The sequence below is a fragment of the Pseudoalteromonas sp. M8 genome, assembly GCF_018141365.1.
Taxonomy (GTDB): domain Bacteria; phylum Pseudomonadota; class Gammaproteobacteria; order Enterobacterales; family Alteromonadaceae; genus Pseudoalteromonas.
On the sequence record NZ_CP047240.1, the window covers coordinates 3,341,745 to 3,362,474 of the forward strand.

Annotated in this window: 16 protein-coding genes; 9 read left to right on the forward strand and 7 right to left on the reverse strand. The window is 43.2% G+C overall.

Annotated elements, in window-relative coordinates; translation table 11 throughout:
- Positions 1 to 27: 27 nt before the first annotated feature.
- The 4 genes from GSF13_RS19910 to GSF13_RS19925 are packed head-to-tail and all read left to right on the forward strand — an operon-like array spanning position 28 to position 3,732.
- Complete coding sequence (locus GSF13_RS19910) at positions 28 to 1,158, forward strand: methyltransferase (protein WP_010606094.1); 1,131 nt, start codon at positions 28 to 30, stop codon at positions 1,156 to 1,158.
- A 4-nt stretch (positions 1,159 to 1,162) separates the two neighbouring features.
- Entirely contained in the window at positions 1,163 to 1,720 is a 558-nt protein-coding gene (locus tag GSF13_RS19915) for a YajG family lipoprotein (protein ID WP_010606093.1), read from the forward strand.
- Positions 1,720 to 2,337 carry a peptidylprolyl isomerase gene (locus GSF13_RS19920; RefSeq protein WP_010606092.1) on the forward strand — a complete coding sequence of 206 codons (618 nt, stop codon included), beginning with the start codon at positions 1,720 to 1,722 and terminating at the stop codon, positions 2,335 to 2,337. The genes GSF13_RS19915 and GSF13_RS19920 overlap by 1 nt, the downstream gene beginning before the upstream one ends.
- Positions 2,338 to 2,346: 9 nt before the next feature.
- Positions 2,347 to 3,732, forward strand: coding sequence for an MFS transporter (locus GSF13_RS19925; RefSeq protein ID WP_010606091.1), 1,386 nt, complete (start codon positions 2,347 to 2,349; stop codon positions 3,730 to 3,732).
- A gap of 44 nt (positions 3,733 to 3,776) precedes the next feature.
- Here GSF13_RS19925 and GSF13_RS19930 read toward each other — a convergent pair whose 3' ends face one another.
- On the reverse strand, positions 3,777 to 4,019 hold the full coding sequence (locus GSF13_RS19930) for a helix-turn-helix transcriptional regulator (protein ID WP_017216404.1): 243 nt from the start codon (positions 4,017 to 4,019) through the stop codon (positions 3,777 to 3,779).
- A 740-nt stretch (positions 4,020 to 4,759) separates the two neighbouring features.
- Positions 4,760 to 5,098, reverse strand: a complete 339-nt coding sequence (gene erpA / locus GSF13_RS19935) for an iron-sulfur cluster insertion protein ErpA (RefSeq protein WP_010372235.1) — start codon at positions 5,096 to 5,098, stop codon at positions 4,760 to 4,762.
- A 337-nt stretch (positions 5,099 to 5,435) separates the two neighbouring features.
- Between erpA and GSF13_RS19940 the strand changes: the two genes are divergently transcribed.
- From GSF13_RS19940 to GSF13_RS19960, 5 genes are all read left to right on the forward strand, one after another.
- Complete coding sequence (locus tag GSF13_RS19940; protein ID WP_010606088.1) at positions 5,436 to 7,118, forward strand: chloride channel protein; 1,683 nt, start codon at positions 5,436 to 5,438, stop codon at positions 7,116 to 7,118.
- Positions 7,119 to 7,138: 20 nt separating this feature from the next.
- Complete coding sequence (locus GSF13_RS19945; protein WP_010606087.1) at positions 7,139 to 7,573, forward strand: CopD family protein; 435 nt, start codon at positions 7,139 to 7,141, stop codon at positions 7,571 to 7,573.
- A 123-nt stretch (positions 7,574 to 7,696) separates the two neighbouring features.
- Complete coding sequence (locus GSF13_RS19950) at positions 7,697 to 8,713, forward strand: aspartate carbamoyltransferase (RefSeq protein ID WP_174169842.1); 1,017 nt, start codon at positions 7,697 to 7,699, stop codon at positions 8,711 to 8,713.
- 12 nt (positions 8,714 to 8,725) lie between these two features.
- Positions 8,726 to 10,006, forward strand: coding sequence for a glutamate-1-semialdehyde 2,1-aminomutase (gene hemL, locus GSF13_RS19955; RefSeq protein WP_211866817.1), 1,281 nt, complete (start codon positions 8,726 to 8,728; stop codon positions 10,004 to 10,006).
- Between the two features lie 168 nt (positions 10,007 to 10,174).
- The gene (locus tag GSF13_RS19960; protein WP_206472231.1) at positions 10,175 to 12,019 is read left to right on the forward strand and encodes a methyl-accepting chemotaxis protein; all 1,845 of its coding nucleotides are present in this window, start codon (positions 10,175 to 10,177) and stop codon (positions 12,017 to 12,019) included.
- Positions 12,020 to 12,060: 41 nt separating this feature from the next.
- On the opposite strand, the gene GSF13_RS19965 is transcribed toward GSF13_RS19960, so the two are convergent.
- From GSF13_RS19965 to GSF13_RS19985, 5 genes are all read right to left on the reverse strand, one after another.
- Entirely contained in the window at positions 12,061 to 15,042 is a 2,982-nt protein-coding gene (locus GSF13_RS19965; RefSeq protein ID WP_174169839.1) for a TonB-dependent receptor, read from the reverse strand.
- Positions 15,043 to 15,171: 129 nt separating this feature from the next.
- Positions 15,172 to 17,493: a penicillin-binding protein 1B gene (gene mrcB, locus GSF13_RS19970; protein WP_206472230.1), complete on the reverse strand. Its 2,322-nt coding sequence runs from the start codon at positions 17,491 to 17,493 to the stop codon at positions 15,172 to 15,174.
- 161 nt (positions 17,494 to 17,654) lie between these two features.
- On the reverse strand, positions 17,655 to 18,884 hold the full coding sequence (locus GSF13_RS19975; protein WP_010606081.1) for an ammonium transporter: 1,230 nt from the start codon (positions 18,882 to 18,884) through the stop codon (positions 17,655 to 17,657).
- Positions 18,885 to 18,897: 13 nt separating this feature from the next.
- The gene (locus GSF13_RS19980) at positions 18,898 to 19,236 is read right to left on the reverse strand and encodes a P-II family nitrogen regulator (RefSeq protein WP_010372259.1); all 339 of its coding nucleotides are present in this window, start codon (positions 19,234 to 19,236) and stop codon (positions 18,898 to 18,900) included.
- A gap of 189 nt (positions 19,237 to 19,425) precedes the next feature.
- Positions 19,426 to 20,655 (reverse strand): diguanylate cyclase, encoded by a 1,230-nt coding sequence (locus GSF13_RS19985; RefSeq protein WP_010372263.1) that lies wholly within the window; start codon positions 20,653 to 20,655, stop codon positions 19,426 to 19,428.
- Positions 20,656 to 20,730 lie beyond the last annotated feature (75 nt).

The window sequence follows — 20,730 nt, forward strand, 5'->3', positions numbered from 1 at the left end:
CGCTGCTTTTATTTATAGAACATTCACATGACGACTGATGCAATTCTAGCCGGAAACCCTTTTACGCTACATAGGTTTCCACTCGATCAAAAAAATCGTAGCTTACAAGCTTGGGATTCAGCCGACGAATACCTGTTAGATTATGTCTTTGAACATCACCGCGATGCAAATCGTATTCTCATTCTCAACGATAGTTTTGGCGCATTATGCTGTGCACTTGCTGACAAGCACTGTACGGTAGTGACCGACTCTTATGTAAGTACCCTCGCCTATGAGTATAATTTAGAGGCCAACGAACTTGCGGACGCTAAGGTTGATGTACTCACTAGCATGGATGAGCTGCCAAAAGATATCGATCTGATATTAATAAAAATTCCCAAAAATTCAGGGCTATTGCAATCGCAACTTGCACAATTAAGTAAACTGACTACAGACATTCCCGTAATTGCGGCTGGCAAAGCAAAAGAAATTCACACCTCAACATTAAAAAGCTTTAGCCACTTTTTGACGGAGCCAACGACTAGCTTAGCGGTAAAAAAATCGCGTTTAGTGTTCAGCAAGACGTCAGCCAAAGCCATTGATAGTAAATTCCCTGTGTCTTGGCCGCTGGAAAAAACCGATTTTGCCTTGTCGAATGAAGCAAATGTCTTCTCACGAGATTCTCTTGATATTGGCGCACGTTTTTTTATCAATTACCTTCCTATGGGGAAAAAACCATTGAAGGTCATTGATCTCGGCTGTGGTAACGGTGTTATTGGATTGATGACGCTCGCAAAAATGCCAAATGCCACCGTCACCTTTATCGACGAGTCCGCGATGGCAGTGCATAGCGCGGAGCAAAATATCGTCAATAACCTACCCGAGCGTGTTGCTGATTGTCAGTTCGTACAAAACGACTGCCTTACGGGTTTTGAAAATTACGGTGCGGATCTGATACTGTGTAACCCGCCATTCCATCAGGCCAATGCAATCACCGATCACATCGCTTGGCAGATGTTTTTACAAGCTAAGGCAGCGCTTCGCCATGGGGGAGAGTTAAGAATTATCGGTAACCGCCACTTGGAATATGACGACAAACTCAAGCGCTTATTCGGTAACAGCAAGACACTAGGCAACAACAAAAAATTCACTGTTTTAAGTGCAATAAAAAGGAGCTAACTTCATGCGTTTTTCATTGCTGATTATTCTGCTAACCTTGATACTCGTGGGCTGTGAAAGCTCACCACGCAGTGTCATTCTTCATCCGGAATATCAAGGTCCTTCGTCAAACGCGCTTGCCGCCAACGTGGCGGTACAAGTAAACGACCTACGGACTACAAAATACACCATTCGCGTGAAGAACCAAGAACCCGCACTTTACGTACCTGATGCTAATTTACCGGTTAACTTCAATCAGGTATTAACGCAAGCACTCACTGCACATGGCGCGCAAATAACACCGGTTGCAGCAACGCAAGTCACTGTGGATATCAATCGCTTTAAAGCCATTATTGAGGAGTCTTTCTCGACTCACCAAAGTGATGCTGAAGCTGACGTCACCGTACTGATAAAGCAAGGCACTCGCAGTTTCAAAAAGCAATATAAAGGTAGCGCTAATTTAAATGGTCCACTAAAACACGACCAAGCTAAAATCGAAGAACAGCTCAACAATCTAGCTCAACAGGTTGTTACTCGAATCATTCAAGATCCTGAATTTATTCAATTTGTGAGAGGAAGTTAATGAAAAAAATAATTCTAAGCTTAACCATCCTATTATTAAGTATGAATGTATTTGCCGAAATGAACGGTAAATTTGTACAAAAGAATAACCTATTCCCTCGAGTTCAAATCAATACTAGTAAAGGGCCTATTATTGTCGAACTAGACAGATCGAGAGCGCCTATAACAGTAAATAACTTTTTAACTTACGTTATTAACAAAGATTATAACGGCTCTGTCTTTCATCGAGTTGAGCGTGATGAAGCCAACGAAAAAGACTTTGTTATCCAAGGTGGAGGTTACGACAAAGAGTACGATGGTATGTTTGAGCGCGAAGCTATCTTCAATGAAAGCGGTAACGGCTTGAAAAATGATATGTATACTATTGCCATGGCCTACCAAGACAACAAACCACACTCAGGTACTAGGCAGTTTTTCTTTAATATGGATGACAACGATCACTTGAACCCGGGTAGAGGCTGGGGTTTTGCCGTATTCGGGAACGTCTCTGAAGGTTATGAAACACTGGACGCAATTATGAAGGTGGAAACCGGCTACAATGAAAAACTTGGCTATACCTTTATACCTAAAGAGCCCGTCATTATTCTTTCAGTTGAAGTATTAAAGCAGCCAGAGTAATTACCTTTTATGTTGATATCATCTAGCTTTTCGCAATATCTCGGTTATTACAAAGACAAACGTCTATTAACTGTCTTTGCTTTTGGAATAAGTAGCGGTTTTCCTTGGGTATTGATTGGCTCTGTGATGTCAGCTTGGCTTAAAGATGAAGGGTTAAGCCGTAGCACCATTGGCCTATTTGGCCTAGTATATGGTGCCTATACAATCAACTTTTTGTGGTCCCCACTCGTTGACCGAATAAAAATCCCCCTGCTGTACAATCGCTTAGGGCAACGACGAAGTTGGATAGCAGGTTGTCAGTTTATTATTATTATTGCCACCTTTGCATTAGCCACTATTTCAATTAAAGACCATCTTTCACATGCCGCATTATTGTGCTTTATTATTGCGTTATTTTCAGCTACCCAAGATATTGCAATAGATGCTTATCGCATCGACATTTTACCAGAAGACGAAAGTGAAAAGGCAACGGCAGCGGCAGCGATGGCGACTTCAGGTTGGTGGTCTGGCTATGCCTTACTTGGTGCAATTCCATTCTTTATGGCTGATTTACCTGGCTTTAGTTGGCCCATTATCTATCAGATGCTAAGCGTCATCGTAGTGTGTTTATTAGTTGTCACTTTGTTGGCAAAAGAACCAAAATCTCATCGGGAGCAAGTACAAGCACAGCTACAGAAGAGTTACGAGCATAAACTTAACCACAGCGCATCATCAAATGCTTCTAAAAAGATCTATGCCTGGCTTGCTGTGACTCTGGTTGAACCCTTTAAGCGATTTTTTGAAAAGAATGGGGTTAAAACTGCATGTGCACTACTCGCCTTTATTTTCCTATTTAAGATAGGAGAAGCTTTCTTAGCCCGTATGTCCATCGTATTTTATAAAGAAGTGGGGTTTTCAAACACCCAAATTGGGCAATATTCTAAGCTTGGTACCGGTGTGATCACTATCGTATTTGCTTTTCTTGGCAGTATCTTTAACCATAAATACGGTATCGTAAAGGGCTTATTTATTAGCGGCGTTGCTATGGCCGCATCAAATTTAATGTTCTCTTGGATTGCAATTGCAGGACCTAAAGAACACCTTTACGCACTGGCAATTGTAGTGGATGGCTTTACCCAAGCTTGGTCACTAGTAGCGATGGTAGCATTTATTTCTATGCTCTGTGATAGAGCGTTTAGCGCAACCCACTATGCCTTACTTGCATCACTTGGCAGTTTAGGCCGTACTGTGCTGTCAGGCTATAGTGGTTTTGTGATAGATGATTTGCTTGGAGGTAATTGGGCACTCTTCTTCGCGCTAACTGCGCTTATGGTGCTTCCGTCGTTATTGTTTTTATATTTAATTCGGCACAAGCTTTATGCTATTGAAAAGGCGTATCATGCTAACAAAGACTAGAGGTGCAGGTCCTTGCACCTTTTACGTTATTGCTAACTAAACGCTTATTGATCTTCTTTGATTAGCTGTAAGCCCTCATAAGGATCAACTTCTAACGCTTCGCAGTAACGTAAAAACTCAATGACATCCAATCGACGCTCTTGGTTTTCAATTTTACCGATGAATGAATGAGGCGTACCCAACACCTGCGCAAGACTACGCATTGTGTGACCTTTCTCGTGGCGTTTCGATTTTAGCCACTTCGTTAGTTTGCCGTTTTCTTCAGAAGAAACCGTTTTACCCATCATAATTAAACATCTCCTACTAGATGAAAGACTAAATTATCTAAATGAAATATGCCCGTCTCATTTAGCTATTATCTAAATATTACAGTTGTAGCTTATCGAAGAACTCTACAATGCAAAATGTTAAGCCTGTATGAACTCAGCATTTTGTCTTTAGAACTCGATCAAGCCTACAGTTTACCCCGAATGCGGTACAACTTACCAGCTAGCTGCGATAAATTGTGCCAAACCAGTGACACGTAGACAAAATGTTAACTTGTCCCTATGTACCCAATTAGGTATAGACTAAAACACGCGTAACACCTAATTAATTTTTACTTTTTATTAATTCATTAAGGGTTGTAATATCCAGTAACACTTTAACAAATTTTTTAAAAAATGTACCAGTATTTGAAATAAATTATTTTTCTTTAAAAAATAAAAACTTACAGCTAACATTTACCAAGTGGTTAAAAAAGAGGCTATTACTAGATGATTCGATTACTGTTTTTACTGCCAATTCTATTGTGCTTAGGCTGGGTTTACTTCCTTCGTTCAAACGGCGTGCCGCTCAAGCAAGGGAAAAAAGGCTTTATCTACATCTTAGTATTTTCATCTTTTGTTTTAGGTTTTTTTGTCTTAATGATGTATCTAACAGGTAGTTTGTGACAAATAAAGCAAATTGAGTTTTGATGGGCAGAAACAAAAAGAGCCATGACAAAAGCATGACTCTTTAGCTTAGCAGAACGTAGTGCGAATAATGTCTAGACGCTGAAACTTGCACCACAGCCACAAGTGGTTGTTGCATTGGGATTATTCACAAAGAAACGTGCGCCCTCAAGCCCTTCGGTATAATCTACGATACCGTCAATTAGATACTGAATACTCATTGGATCGACAACCATAGTGACACCGTTTTTTACGATTTCCAAATCACCTGGATTTACTTTTTCATCGAAAGTGAAACCATATTGAAAGCCTGAGCAACCGCCACCCGTTACATACACGCGTAGCTTAAGATTGGCATTCTCTTCTTCTTCAATAAGTTCCTTTACACGGCTTGCAGCAGCGTCAGAAAACTGAATTGGTAATTGTTCAGACATAGATTTAGACCCCTAATCCTGTAATCTGCAAATTATCTAATACCTGAGTATTTTAATCAAGTATAGCGTTTGTACCAGTCACATTTGTTAAGCTACCTCTTTTTTAAAGAAAAAGAGAGCCCCATTGATTACACCGCAAAATTTTTCTACTTTTTCCCATCGAGAAACTTTTAACTCTATGTGCTGCAAACTTATGCGCCCATATTGATATAAATTGGTAACAGCACGTTTAACCAAGGAAAATATGACTATTGCCTTAGTTAAGTTGCGTTGGCACAAGGACTTAGTATAAAAAATTTGATATTCTTAAACGGTTTACTATTGTGGAATGACGTTCATGTCGTTGGATACATTAAGACGAAGCCTTGCAAAACCTAAAACTTCAGCGCAACTGTGCCTACTTGGTGCCGGTGCAGGCCTGCTTGCAGCGATACTTATCATTGCTTTTCGTCTTACTATTGAATTAATCCAAGGCACATTTCTCGATAAACCAGATGACTTTACTGAGCTTTCTGAGCTACATCGACTATTTTTGCCTGTCCTTGCCGCGCTACTCATCGCTGTCTTTGCTGCTTTGACAGGGTTTAAGCACTACCGTTTGGGCATTCCATATGTGATCAATCGGATCAAACACCACTACGGTCATATGCCAATTTGGAATTCTGCCAACCAGTTTTTTGGTGGTGCTGTTGCTTTGATCAGTGGTTTCTCTGTTGGTCGAGAAGGACCATCTGTACACATGGGGGCTACAGCTGCAAGCGTTCTATCAGAGCGTTTACATCTACCACTCAATGCTGCGCGAACTTTGGCCGGATGCGGTGTAGCTGCAGGTATTGCCGCCTCATTTAATACCCCACTCGCGGCAGTGATATTCGTCATGGAAGTCGTGCTCCGGGAGTATAAAATCCACATTTTCGTTCCCGTGATGTTGGCTTCAGTGATCGGTGCGATGAGCACGCAATATGTGTTTGGTAACAGTTCCGAGCTGGCACTCATTCATATCACCCCGTTGAGTTTTTGGCATTACCCTTATTTAATTATTTGTGGTGCAGCATTAGGGGCGGTTGCTTTTGCCTTTAATCAAAATCTAATGCTGATCATCAAAACTTTTAAGCCCATCAGTATGTTTCCTCGTCTTCTATTAGCGGGTTTAATTGCGGGATTAATTGGCTATGCCGTACCAGGGGCCATGGGCTCAGGTATGAGCGCTATCACCCAAGCAGTTGAATCTCCGCATAATTTACAACTACTTACCACAATTTTGATTGCCAAGCTGATGGCAACTTTATTTGCGATTGGACTTGGTATTCCCGGTGGTATTATTGGTCCAGTGATTGGGCTTGGAGTTATCATGGGCACCTTAATGTCTTTCTTTGCCCAGTTTATAGAACCAAGCGTTGATGTTGCAGGAACTTATGGTGTACTCGGTATGGCAGGCTTACTTGCTGCGACTTTGCACGCCCCGCTTGCTGCGCTTACTGCGGTGATGGAGCTGACTTCAAACCCAAAAATAATCGTTCCAGCTATGCTGGTGATCACCACCGCTTACGTTACGGCTTTACAGGCGTTTGGCAATCGCTCCATTTTTATTCAACAACTGGACTTTCAAGGACTACCTTACCAAGTATCGCCCGCAAAAGAGGCATTGCAGAAAGTGGGGATAGTGGCTGAGATGGATGAGAATTTTAAACTGCTCTATTCCGACGACAAAGAGCAAATAAAAGAAACCCTATCCGCGGTTGATAGCCAAACACCGCTTATTGTTTATGACGAACAAAGCGGCTACCGCTTAGCCGAATACGATTTGAACTTAATCTCCGAGGGCAGCGTATCGGTCTCTTATATCGAGCTGCAAGGATTAAGCACACAAGCGACCTTAGCAGATGCTTTTGATGTGCTAAAAGATAAACGTTCAGGCGCGGTGTATATATACAATCAAAAGGATGATAAACAAATACTTGGATTATTGCGATGGGACCAAATTCGTCACATACTCACCACCAGAAACAGTTTACTCTAGCCTAAAAAGTGGAATTTCTAATGAGCTTATTGCTAACGTATAAAGCCTTACATATCTTTTTTATGATTGCCTGGTTTGCAGGGATTTTTTATCTGCCACGTCTCTTTGTATATCACGCGATGACTGAAGAAAAATCTTGCAGCTCAATGCTCAAAATCATGGAGCGCCGCCTACTCTATTTTGTAACCCCATTTGCTATTCTCACCGCTGTGTTTGGGGTCTTAACGATTACAGAATACGGACGCGAATGGTTTAAGCACAGTATGTGGCTGCACTACAAGCTGACTTTAGTGATTTTACTTTATATTTATCATGGCTATTGCTTTAAATTGCTTGCCGATTTCAAACATGATCGCAATCGTAAAAGTGACAAGTTCTATCGTTTTTTCAACGAATTTCCCGTGCTAATCCTATTAGCCATTGTCTTTCTTGCCGTTTTAAAACCTGCACTGTAACCGTGCATTATTGGGGGTACTTGGGTATAATATGCGCCCAAGTAACCGCCCACAATCTGCGTGTTATCTGGTTGGGTAAGCGACCTGCAACCCGGTAGTCAATTTGTCTTTAGGAATCGCCAAATGTTCAGTTTCCAAGGTGAAAACATTCTTTCTGTCAATCAATTAGACAGAGATTCTATTGAACACATCTTCTCCATTGCCAAAAAAATGGAACCCTATGCTAAAAAGCAAAAACGTACCCAAGTACTCAATGGGGCGATTTTGGCAAATCTATTCTTTGAACCAAGTACGAGAACACGCGTAAGTTTCGGCACCGCATTTAACCTGCTCGGCGGCCTAGTCCGTGAAACCACAGGTATGCAAAGCTCAGCACTGACAAAAGGCGAATCGTTGTATGATACCGCCCGTGTGATTTCCGCTTATGCTGACGCGGTGGCAATGCGCCACCCAGATGCAGGTTCAGTAGCCGAGTTTGCAACCGGTTCCGATGTTCCTGTCATAAACGGGGGCGATGGCCCTAATGAGCACCCTACCCAAGCTCTGTTGGACTTACTGACAATTGACCGGGAGCTTAGCCGCTTTGGTACTGGAATTGATAACATGCACATCGCCCTAGTCGGGGATTTAAAATACGGCCGCACCGTGCATTCTTTATCAAAGTTACTTAGCCACTACAAAGATATCCACTTTACAATGGTTGCACCGGATGGCTTACAAATGCCTCAGTCTATTTTAGATGTCGTAGACAATGCCGGTCACCGTGTCGAAGTAGTGTCTAAGATGGAAGGCAATTTAGCTGCCGATATCGTTTACCAGACCCGTATTCAAGAAGAGCGTTTCCCTTCTCAAGAAGAAGCAAACAAATACCGTGGTGGTTTTAGGATCAGCCAAGCGATTTATGACGCTCACTGTAAACCTAGCTCAGTATTAATGCACCCATTACCTCGCGACAGCCGTAGCGATGCAAACGAGCTAGACAACGACCTAAATAACAATGACAACCTAGCTATCTTCCGCCAAGTTCAAAATGGTGTATTGATCCGTATGGCACTTTTTGCCCTAACGCTAGGTGTTGAAAACCAAGTGGAAAAACACGAGGTAGAAGTACCTTGGTTTAGCCGCAAACGTGAAAGCTAAAAAGGATCGACAATGACAATCAGTCAAGACTTATTCAAACGCGCCCAAAACTCAATCCCTGGAGGCGTTAACTCTCCTGTTCGCGCTTTTAATGGTGTAGGTGGTACGCCACTATTTATCACCAAAGCCGAAGGCGTTCACACCTTTGATGCCGATGGTAAACAGTACATTGATTATGTGGGTTCTTGGGGCCCGATGATCTTAGGTCATAACCATCCTGAGATTAAACAAGCAGTGCTTGAAGCGGTTGAAAATGGCCTATCGTACGGCGCGCCGACGGAAACTGAAATCCTAATGGCGGAAAAAGTAAAAGCGCTAGTACCATCTATTGAAAAAGTACGCATGGTAAGCTCTGGTACAGAAGCGACCATGAGCGCTATTCGCCTTGCTCGTGGTTACACCGGCCGCGATAAAATCTTAAAGTTTGAAGGCTGCTACCATGGTCACGCTGACTCTTTGCTTGTTAAAGCAGGCTCAGGAGCTCTAACCATGGGCGTGCCTAACTCACCGGGTATTCCTGCCGATTTTGCCAAGCATACGCTAACGGTTTCATTTAATAATCTTGATGAAGTAAAAGCGATTTTTGAGCAGTACAAAGATCAAATCGCCTGTGTGATCATCGAGCCAGTTGCTGGAAACATGAACTGTATTCCACCGGTAGAAGGCTTTTTAGAAGGCCTGCGCGAAGTATGTACTAACAATCAAAGTGTGCTTATCTTTGATGAAGTCATGACAGGCTTTCGTGTTGCACTTGGTGGTGCTCAACAATACTACAACATCACCCCAGACTTGACCTGTTTAGGTAAAGTGATTGGTGGCGGTATGCCAGTGGGTGCGTTTGGTGGTAAAAAAGAGATCATGGATTACATCGCACCTGTTGGTCCCGTTTATCAAGCAGGTACGCTATCTGGTAATCCAATTGCTATGGCTGCCGGTTTAAAAGCGCTAGAGCTGCTTTCCAAAGAAGGGCTACACGCAGAGCTTGAAGCTAAGAGTAAAGCCCTGTGTGAAGGCTTCCAAGCGGCTGCTGATGAAGCAGGTATCGCACTTACGACTAACTACGCAGGTGGTATGTTTGGCTTCTTCTTTACTGACGCTAAGAAAGTAACCAGCTATCAACAAGCAACTGAATGTGACCTAGAGCGCTTCAAAAAGTTCTTCCATCTGATGCTAGATGAAGGCGTTTATTTGGCCCCATCTGCATTCGAAGCGGGTTTCGTGAGCACAATGCATTCTGACAAAGAAATTGCTAACACTATTAATGCTGCAAAGTGTGCATTTGCCAAGTTGTAATCACTGATTGTAACCCACATTAGTTTGTATTTAAAAAGCCCGTTCAGGGCTTTTTTTGTTTTTTCAGCTACGCTTTGAATAAGCTTTTCAAAAGCTTCGGTCTAGTTAACCAAGGCGTACTTAATTAATAACGCTGTGCTAAGTTAAAACTATCATACAGAGGAAGTGATGGCTGGATTTAATACACTAATTAATCCTGCAACCCGTTTGATGGCGCGGTTGCGATACAAAACCAAAATGGCCGTTGTATTTGGTATTTTATTACTACCGCTAAGCCTCAGCTTGTTTTTTCTAAACAGTGTACTTAACCATTCTATTTCTGTCAGTGAGATGCAAAGGCAAGGGCTCACGCTTTACCCTAGTATGTTGGAAAACATTTTAGCGGGTAAAGCTTCCGATAATTCAATTTTATTGCAACGCGCTAAGTTACCCAAAGTGAGCGCCGCAGGTGCAAGCGCCCTTGAGCAGCTCTCAATTGCCTCTCAACTTGCCGTCGATGATGATCTTGGACGCAGTTACCTGAATCGCACACTTGTTGAGTCTGCGCCAAGACTTATGTCGCAAATCAATGCAATTGAAGCGCAAGCAAGCGATATCATCAGTAGAGGCAGTTTTACTCCAGATAGTTTTATTGCGCTGTCCAATTTAAACAAAGGATTGCCAGGCGTCACGACACTATTTTCAGGCAAGCTTAACATTGCTATCAATGATAATCAGCGACTCAAAAAGCAGCTTAGTCAGCCCTTAGCTGAGCTTGAGTCTAGCCTCTCTGATTACCAGCAAGCGGTGAAAACAGGTTTGTTAGACCCTGATGAACTGGCACTCTCACAAGCGCAATTTAACCGTTACTACCAAAGTGCAAGTGATGCTATCAAGCAGTTTGTTAATGTTGCAACACCCACGCTTGCCGGGCTTGTCGCCGAAAAACAAAACCAGCAACGGTGGATCAGAAACACCGTTGCCATGGCTTCGCTACTCTCACTGATCATCGCTATTTATCTTATGGTTGGCTTTTACTTGTCGGTCATGGGCACCATCACGACTTTCTCACATGCCGCGCAGGCCGCCTCTCGAGGGGATTTAAGCATCAAAGCGCAGGCAACTGGCTCTGACGAGCTTAGCCAAATTATTGAACAATTTAATGCGGTACTACATGCCTTTATCTCTTTACTTGGTAGCGTTCGATTAAGTAGTGACGAGCTACAGCAAGCAACAAAAACACTCAATAAGATAAGCCAAGATACTGAGAAGGACGTCGCCCAGCAAGAGAATAAAATCCAGTCTATTCACCACTCACTCGAGAATATGGCACAATCCGCTCGCTCGGTTGAGGATGCCGCATTTAACGCCACAGAGCTGGCCTCCGTAGCAGCCAAACAAGTAAAGCAAAGTAGTGTCAATACCACAGCCCTAGCAGAACAAATGACCGAGCTACAAACTGAGTTTCAACAAAGTCGTGCGGCCTTAGATAAGCTCGCAGAAGACACGCAAAACATTAGTCAGGTGAGTTCCGCGATTAGAGAAATTGCCGAGCAAACCAACTTACTCGCGCTCAATGCCGCAATTGAGGCTGCTCGTGCAGGTGAACAGGGCCGAGGGTTTGCAGTAGTAGCGGATGAAGTTAGAACGCTTGCGCAAAGAACGCAGCAACAAACAGAGGAAATACACAATATTATTCAATCTTTACAAGCTGCATCCAGAGACACGCAAGACAAAATGCGCAGCAGTGAAGACAATATGGCACAAAGCGTTATCGCCGCGAATGATACTAATGAAGTCCTACAGCACGCCGAGCAAAGCATGCGAGACATAGACGAGCAAGGGAAACTGATAAGTCAGCTGGTACAACAACAAACTCAAGCAACAGAGCAGGCTTTAAATGAATCCTCTGAGATTAACGAGCTTGCTCAACACACATTGAGTTCAGCACGAGAAACTCAAGCTAATGCGTTCTTACTTACCGATACTGCAGCCGTTATGGAGGAAAATATAACTAAGTACAAAACGGAATAAAAAAGGGAAGCTAAGCTTCCCCTATAACATGGTATTAAGTATTAAAACTTAAATGTCGCACTCAAGCGAATCTTACGAGGCTCTTGGAAGTACTTAGGTAACAGGTAGTCTGGATCTGGATCACCACGATACCCTTCGAAATTATCACCTTCATCAGGTACTGTTTTTCTAATTTCAGAAACTTCATTATACTTGGTCGGTTTATCGTTATTAAACACGTTGAACACGTCCGCTCTGAATGTCAGATCGTGATCATAAACAGTCGTGTTATATTGTAAGCTCAAGTCTAGACTCCAAGTGTTAGGGGTAGTCCCTAAAGAGCCACGAGGTACGAGCTCGCCACCGCGATAAAATGACTCTGCATCGTAGTAAGATGCGAATACATCTGTCGGGTGATATCCATAAGCCCCATATGGACGACCCGTCTGCCATAAGAAGTTTGAACCTAACAGAATATTTTCTGTGATTTCGTAAGCAAACTGAGCTTTGATCTGATGACGTCTGTCATTAGGCAAGTTGCCTTTTGCACCATCAGTCAAGCCTGGTTGGTCAAAGTTGGTTGTTGCACCCGCATCATCTTGCTCGTTATCTGAGCGTACGAAACCTTCATTATTACCCCAGCTATGCGCCCAAGTATACGTTAGATCTAACATCCAACCATCGCCCCAAGCTTTGCTAAGGTTGATGTCAACTGCCCCATATTGACGCTCTGACTCTGGATAACCTAGGTATGAAGCTGGAATAGTATACTCTTGGTTTGCTAGCGGTCCATCACCATCAGGGTCAGTCGCAAAGGTTACATCTGAACCAGGGTTGGTTAGCACATAGTAATGGAAACCATCACACACTGTACAACCACTGCCAAACTCAGCTTTTAAATAGTCGTCAAAGCCTTTGTCAACCGCAATGTCCTCAAGCGAGCTACCAAGATTACGGTAAGTCCCTTTAACACCTAAGCTCCAATCATCATCAAGCATCATCTGAAAACCTAAAATAAATTCATCTTGATACATAGGATCTAGGTCTTGATTAACGGTTTCAGCGGTGTTTTTCAAAGTACCATCTGCTAGTACCAATAAGCCACCTGTCGCTTCACCTAAAATTGGCTCTTTAGAAATATCATCGGCGATACCAAGTACTTCAAATTGCTGGCGAGTATAAAGCTCATCACCTGCCATACGAACGTTTGTATTCGTTGCAACCGGTAAGAAATAGCGGCCAAAATTAGCAAATACTTTAAACTCACCTTCCCCGTATGGGTCCCAACTTAAACCAACTCGAGGAGCCCATTGGTCGCTCACATCAATAAACTTTTCACCTGCTTTATTATAGTTTTCAAAGGTTTCGTTTCTTAAGCCTAAAGTAACAGTTAGATCGTCAGTGACAGTCCACGTATCAGTAATATAATAGGCTGAACTATTGGTTTCAAAATCACCGATATTGCGGTATATCTCTTTACGTACTGACGTACACGATGAAGGGTCTCCTGCACGTACAGCGTCCATATCCGCACAGCCTTCGTAACGATATGAAGCACCGCCAGCACGCTGTGTCTGGTTAACCGCCTCTAACTCTTCTCTATCAATACCAAAACGTAGAGTATGATTATCCGTCACATACCAATCAAAATCTAAGCGGTAAGCTGTTCGTTTATCTTCTTCCAAGCTAGGTGTACTTAGTGCCCAATCACCCAGATCAGTACTAGAGAAGCGCTCGTATACACGTGGATACTCACCAAAAGGTGAACTACCTGCGTTAACGTTACTGTAGTTTGCTTCATTTACACCATACATTGCGCTCATTGTGAATGTATCAGTCAAAATACCTGTATATTTGAATGAGTAAGTTTTACCACCACGCTTTTGAGTGTAGTCTCCTCGACGAGAAGTCGTTTTGTGCGCTTTTGAATCCCAGTTATATTTCACACTATCAAGATCACTTGAGCTATCCCACCCAGTAAACTCAATAATGTGATCATCTGTAATGTAATAATCTAATTTAAGAGCAAGGAACAAATCGCCTGATTCACGAACGTATTTTGTTGACTCCTCTGCGTAATCAGAATCACGTTCGTTATAATTAGCAAGGCCAAAGAAGAAAAGTTTATCTTCTATCAACGCACCACCAGCGTACAGTGTATATTCGTTTTTACCTACTTTTCGTTCTTCTTGGTCACGGTGATAAATATCCGTACCATAAAGAGCTTCACCTTCCGCCGAACGATAAGCCTGAGGACTAGTCTCGCGCAGTGAGCTTGGCTCTAAAACTACCCCGCCACCGTACTCAAAAGTATTGCTACCGCGACGTGTTGTGGCATTAATTACACCACCCGTTGAGCGACCAAACTCGGCAGAGTAACCACCTGTTTTCACCTCAAAGCTATCGTAAAAGTCAAACGGAACATCTGCACCACCTAGACCATTACGGAAGTTTGTGACATTCATACCGTTAACATAGTAGCTGTTTTCACCTACTGATGACCCACCAAACGAAGCGATATTACCGAATGATTCATCACCTTTTGTCGTGCCTGGTGCTAACATTGCAACTGAGGCAATATCTCGCGAAACAGGAACTCGAGCAAGGAACTCTTGGTCGACAATAGTCACCGCTTCACTGGATGCCACATCTATCGAACTAATGCGAGATCCTACAACCTCAATCACTTCAGTACCATTGCTAGAAGTAACAGAGAGTGGAATATTTGTACGTGTACCCACTCTAACATTTACATCTGTTTGCTGGTGTAATATTTGGCCATTCTTTTTAACGGTCACATCATAGGTACCCGCTGGCAACAACGGGAATCGGTAACTACCGTTATTACCTGTAGTAACTACACGCTGCAGTCCAGTATCTTTATTAAGTATCTCAATAGTAACGCCTGATACTGATTCTCCCGCAGTGTTCTCTACAACACCGTATAGAAACCCTGAAGATGTGGCGTCGGCTGCGATCGCGGTACCTGAAACCAAGGCACCAACTACAGCCAAAGAAAGGATATTTCTTTGAAATGTCTTCATTATTATATTTCCTTTGAACATTGTAATTGTTATATGTTCAGTTTCTGTTCCCTGAACGGAAATATACTATGACAAACAAGAGAATAATTAAAGATTAGTTTACAAAAATACTTTCAAGTTCCTAAATTACTAACAACCAGGTCTGGGTTCAAACATACTCTCTCTAATAGGTAGCTGTAATACAGGACCACAACTCGGAGGCGACTGCTTACCCGTTTTCGGATTGATAAAGGCCCAGCGAATGGACTTTGGACGCTCATCAACAATCGCTTGTGGATTCAGCGGCTTGAGATACCGAATATAAAGTTCAAGCGCTCCTTGACTGCCCGTTAATCCCGTTGGCTTATTATCATCACGGCCAATCCAAGCCACGGTGACCGTATTTTGGTCAAAACCTGCAAACCAGCTATCTCTTAAATCATTACTAGTCCCCGTTTTCCCTGCAAGTTGAATTGAGGGGAAGTGAAGGTTAAGACGTTTAGCAGTGCCTTTTTTAGTTACACGCTTCATGCCATATTTCGTCATGTATACCGCATCGCTGTCTAGCGTTTGGTTTTTTTGCACGGGATGTTCGTATACCAGCTTACCCAGTGAATCGGTGATCGCCATGACACTAGTCAACTCGCTCTGCTTACCATCTGCAGCAAGTGTGGTGTACGCCTGTGCAACATCAAAACTGGATAACTCTAACGCGCCCAACAATAAAGAAGGATAAAGTGGAATCGACTTAGAAACACCAAGGTCATTCAAAGTTTGCGCGACTCGATTCACACCCACATCCAAGCCAAGGTTTACTGCTGGAATATTGATACTATTGCTGAACGCTTCAAACATTGGTACTTGGCCTCTGAATTTATGATCAAAGTTCTCTGGAGACCAAACTTTACCTGAACCGTCAGTCACTTCGAGTGGACTGTCATCAAGTAGCATACCCAAATGGTAGTTTGGATTCGACAAAGCGCTCAAATAAATAGCGGGTTTAACCAGTGAACCTATATTGCGCTCGGTGTCTAATACCCGATTAAAACCTGAAAACTTCAACTGGCGACCAGCAACTAACGCCGATACGCCCGCTTTTTCAACATTAACTGACAGCATCGCGGTTTCTAGCTCTTCCGTTTTGAAACGGCGCTCTAAGTAAGGTAAGCCCTTTTTAACAGCATCTTCCATCGCCGTTTGCTTTTGTAAATCTAGGTAAGTAAAAATCCGAATTCCAGAGTCGACAATGTCATCATCAGGCACCAGTTTCTTTAACTCGCGATTCACCAACTCCAAATATCCAGGATAAGACTGCATACGGCTCGCTTTTAAAGGCTGTACATCAATCGGCCTAGAGAGCGCCGCGCGATACTCAGGGGTTGTGATGAGGCCATTTTCCACCATCAACCTTAAGACTAAATCGCGCCTTTCCATTACCCGCTCAGGATATCGTCTTGGGTTATAAAAAGACGGTCCTTTAACCATTGCAACTAACATAGCGACTTGGTCAAACTCAAGCTCGTCCACTGGTTTACCAAAATAAAAATCGGCCGCAAGCCCCATACCATGAACGCCTTGATTATAGGCTTGTCCCAAAAACACTTCGTTTAAATAGGCTTCAAGGATTTCATCTTTGCTATAACGGAAATCTAAAATCAATGCGATGAATGCTTCATTCACCTTGCGGATTAAGGTGCGATCTCTGGTGAGATAAAAGTTCTTTGCGAGCTGTTGCGTAAGCGTACTGCCACCTTGCACAGTTCGCCCCGCTTTGATGTTGGCATACAGCGCACGCAAAATAGACAGCGCAGAAACACCATGATGTTCGTAAAAGTCTCGATCTTCTACCACCAGCAGTGTTTCTTTTAAAATATTAGGGAATTTATCGAACGGAACAAACTCTCGGTCTTGGCGCGATTCATTGCCGATCCGAGCAATCTGCACCGGCTCTAAGCGAGCGCCGGCTAAGCGCCGACCTTGATTATCAACAATATTGGCAAGCTTTTTACCAGCAAAATTAAGCGTAAAAATACGCGCCACTTCTGGGCCATCGTAGAATTCGAACGCGCGACGATGGATGGTGATTGTGCGACCTTGAACGATATATTGACCGGTACGGCTGATACGATTTACACGAGAATAGTTAAGCCGCTTCAGCTCCCACAGCACTTCATCCTCATTAAGGAATTGATCGGGGAAAAACTGCATCGATCTGGCATAAACCTGAACGGGAAGTTCCCACTTATTGCCCTCAAACTGCCGGCTTATTTTGGCGTCTAAGTAGATGATATAGATTGCAACAAGGAATATCGCCGCAATAGTCCCTTTCCAAAAGAAAGACCACAACGTGCTCAGTACACGGCTTTTAACTCTTTGCATCTTAGAACCGTTTTGCTGGGTATTGTTTTTACGCGAAGTGTTCGCTTTGACGTTTGATTTGTTGGCAGGTTTTCGTTTCTTTTTATCCGTCATGACCCAAGTAAAACTAAAAAATGAATCGCAAGATGGTAGGGTAACCTAAATTAACAACTGCTGAAAGTAGAATAATATATATAAAGAAAAGTGAGCCCTGTTGGACTCACTTTGTTTAGACAACGAGAACTTTACAATATTGACTGAGAGCCAAATTGGTATTATTGTCCGCGAACTGTCACGAACTCGGGATAGGCATCTACGCCGCAATCATGTTGATCCATACCGCTTAGTTCTTCTTCTTCGCCAACGCGGATCCCCATGCTCGCTTTCAATACACTCCAGACAATATAAGAAGCAATGAAAACAAAACCTAAAATAGTGATAAGTCCCACAGCCTGACCTTGGAAAGTAGCGTCTGAGTTTGAAAATGGCACCATCATCACACCTAGCGCACCACATATACCGTGAACAGAGATAGCACCGACAGGATCATCAATTTTTGCCTTATCTAGTGCAACGATACTAAACACCACCAATGCACCGCCTATGGCACCGAGAATAAGCGCTAATACAGGTGTTGGAGAGGCAGGCTCAGCGGTAATAGTCACCAGACCTGCTAGCGCACCATTAAGTACCATAGTTAAATCCGCCTTGCCCCACATTAATTTACACACCAACAGTGCAGCAACCGCACCTGCCGCCGCCGCCGCATTGGTATTTAGCATGATTTGGCTGACCGCGATGGCATTTTCTTTGTCGGCAAGGAACAGTTGAGAGCCACCGTTAAAGCCAAACCATCCCATCCACAAAATAAAGGTGCCTAGTGTAGCCAGTGGCATGTTGGAACCAGGAATTGGGTAAATCTCACCATTTTTGCCATATTTTCCTTTGCGCGCACCAAGTAACAGAACACCCGCTAGTGCCGCAGCAGCACCGGCACCATGCACAATGGCTGAACCGGCAAAGTCAACAAAGCCAAGCTCAGATAAGAAACCACCGCCCCACGTCCAATAGCCTTCTAACGGGTAGATAAAACCAGTTAACACCACACAAAATGCTAAAAACGCCCACAATTTCATACGCTCGGCAACAGCGCCAGAGACAATTGACATAGCCGTTGCAACAAATACCACTTGGAAGAAAAAGTCGGATTGCAGTGCATGGTCGGCATCATCAGCTGCACTGCCAATGAGCGCACCGAGACTTGGTAAAACCCCACCTTCGGCATTATCGACATACATGATGTTGTAACCAATAAGCAGATACATAGTACAAGCAATGGCGTACAGTGCGACGTTCTTGGTAAGGATTTCAGTGGTATTTTTTGAGCGTACTAATCCCGCTTCAAGCATAGCGAATCCGGCAGCCATCCACATAACTAAGACACCAGAGATCAAAAAGTAAAAGGTATTTAATGAAAATTTTAGTTCTATTATTGTATTTTCCATTGTTCGGCTCCCCTTAAATGGCTTCTTCATCAAGTTCGCCGGTACGGATCCGAACAACTTGGTCTAAGTCGTAAACAAAGATTTTTCCGTCACCAATTTTTCCAGTGAACGCAGCCTTTGTAACCGTTTCCACAACGCGCTCGGCGTTTTCGCTTAATGTCGCAATTTCTATTTTTATTTTTGGAATGAAATCGACTTGATATTCTGCACCGCGATACAGTTCGGTATGACCGCGCTGACGTCCAAACCCTTTAACGTCAACAACCGTCATACCTTCAATCCCTAGATCGGCTAACGCTTCACGTACCTCATCAAGCTTAAATGGTTTTATTATTGCACTTATCATTTTCATGCTGAGTCCCCTTAGGACAGTTGATCCTGTTGTATGCAGTAATCCAACCTTTATGCCAAATTTTTTATTCCTTAATTAACAATGAATTAAAGTGAGAGGTGGAATTTCACGCATAAAAAATGCACCATCTAGGTGCATTGATATTAAGTCTGAACTGAATTGGTGCATAAACACCCAAATAACGAAAAGCTAATGCGCGATAACGCAATTTCGTTGTTTGTCCTTCGCTTTGTAGAGCGCCTTATCTGCCTTGCGCATTACTTCGCTTAAACTCTTTGATTGGCAAGCCGCGAGGCCAATACTGATGGTGCAATAATGCTTACCCTCAGGAATTTTGAATGCTTGCTGTGCAAGGCGCTCTCTAAAGTCTTCTAGCATGTGCTTTGCCATCTTCATATCTGAGCTTGGAATAAGCAAAGCAAACTCTTCCCCACCGATACGTGCGACAATGTAGTGACCAAATGCACTACGCAGTAAATCAGCAACTTGTTTAAGTACATCATCACCGCTTTCATGGCCATATTGATCATTAATAGACTTAAAGTGATCGAGGTCTAACAATGCCAATATATGCTGGCTCGGTTTGTTCTTGATTAAACGCTCTGCTTGCTGACAAAAATAGCGGCGGTTATAAAGCCCTGTTAAATAGTCTCGATGCGCGTATTCTTTGATTTCTGCGATCAAATTGAGCTGTTCCATCGTCTGCATGATACGACAATGAAACTCTTCACTCATAAAAGGTTTTGCCAAAAAGTCATTGGCGCCGTATTTGATAAACTTTGCTGACAAACCATGACTTCCTGCGCCAGACAGACCAATAATCGCCAACTCATCTCGTCCACGACTATTACGAACGGATTTTACCAACTCAAAGCCATCCATCGTCGGCATCGCAAAGTCCGTCAGCAGTAGCTTAATTTCATGGTCAGATAGCAACATCTCCAATGCCTGTTCGCCATCTTGCGCCTCAAGCACTGTAAATAATTGCTTTTCAAGCATCTGCTTCATTACCGCGCGACTGATCACAGAATCATCGGCGATCAGCGCCTTGCAACCTTGGTTTCTCAATAGTCTAGATGCTAACTTGACCGCGTATAGGTATGAATCGCGGTTATCTTTAATCACATAATCCACCACACCCATTTCAAGCATTTGCTGGCGGCTATATTCATCTATTTTTGAGGTCAACACCACGGTGGGTATTTTGTGGCTAAGCGTGAGCTGCACGACCTCTGCGTCCATCGCATCGGGCAGCGTTAAATCTACCAGCGCCAATGTATATTGGTGCTGTGCTAAGAAGTCCTTACTTTCCTTGAGGGACCAAGCAAAATCGATTTCGACATCTAGATGCTGAGCAGCAAGGTGTCGCAATACCTGTTGTACGACTTTACTGTCTTCAACAATTAAAATTCTTTGCATGGATTGAGATCTCTTAAGTACAACGAGAAGCGCAGTGAAACAAGAATTTAACGAGGCTAAATACTTTATTACTAC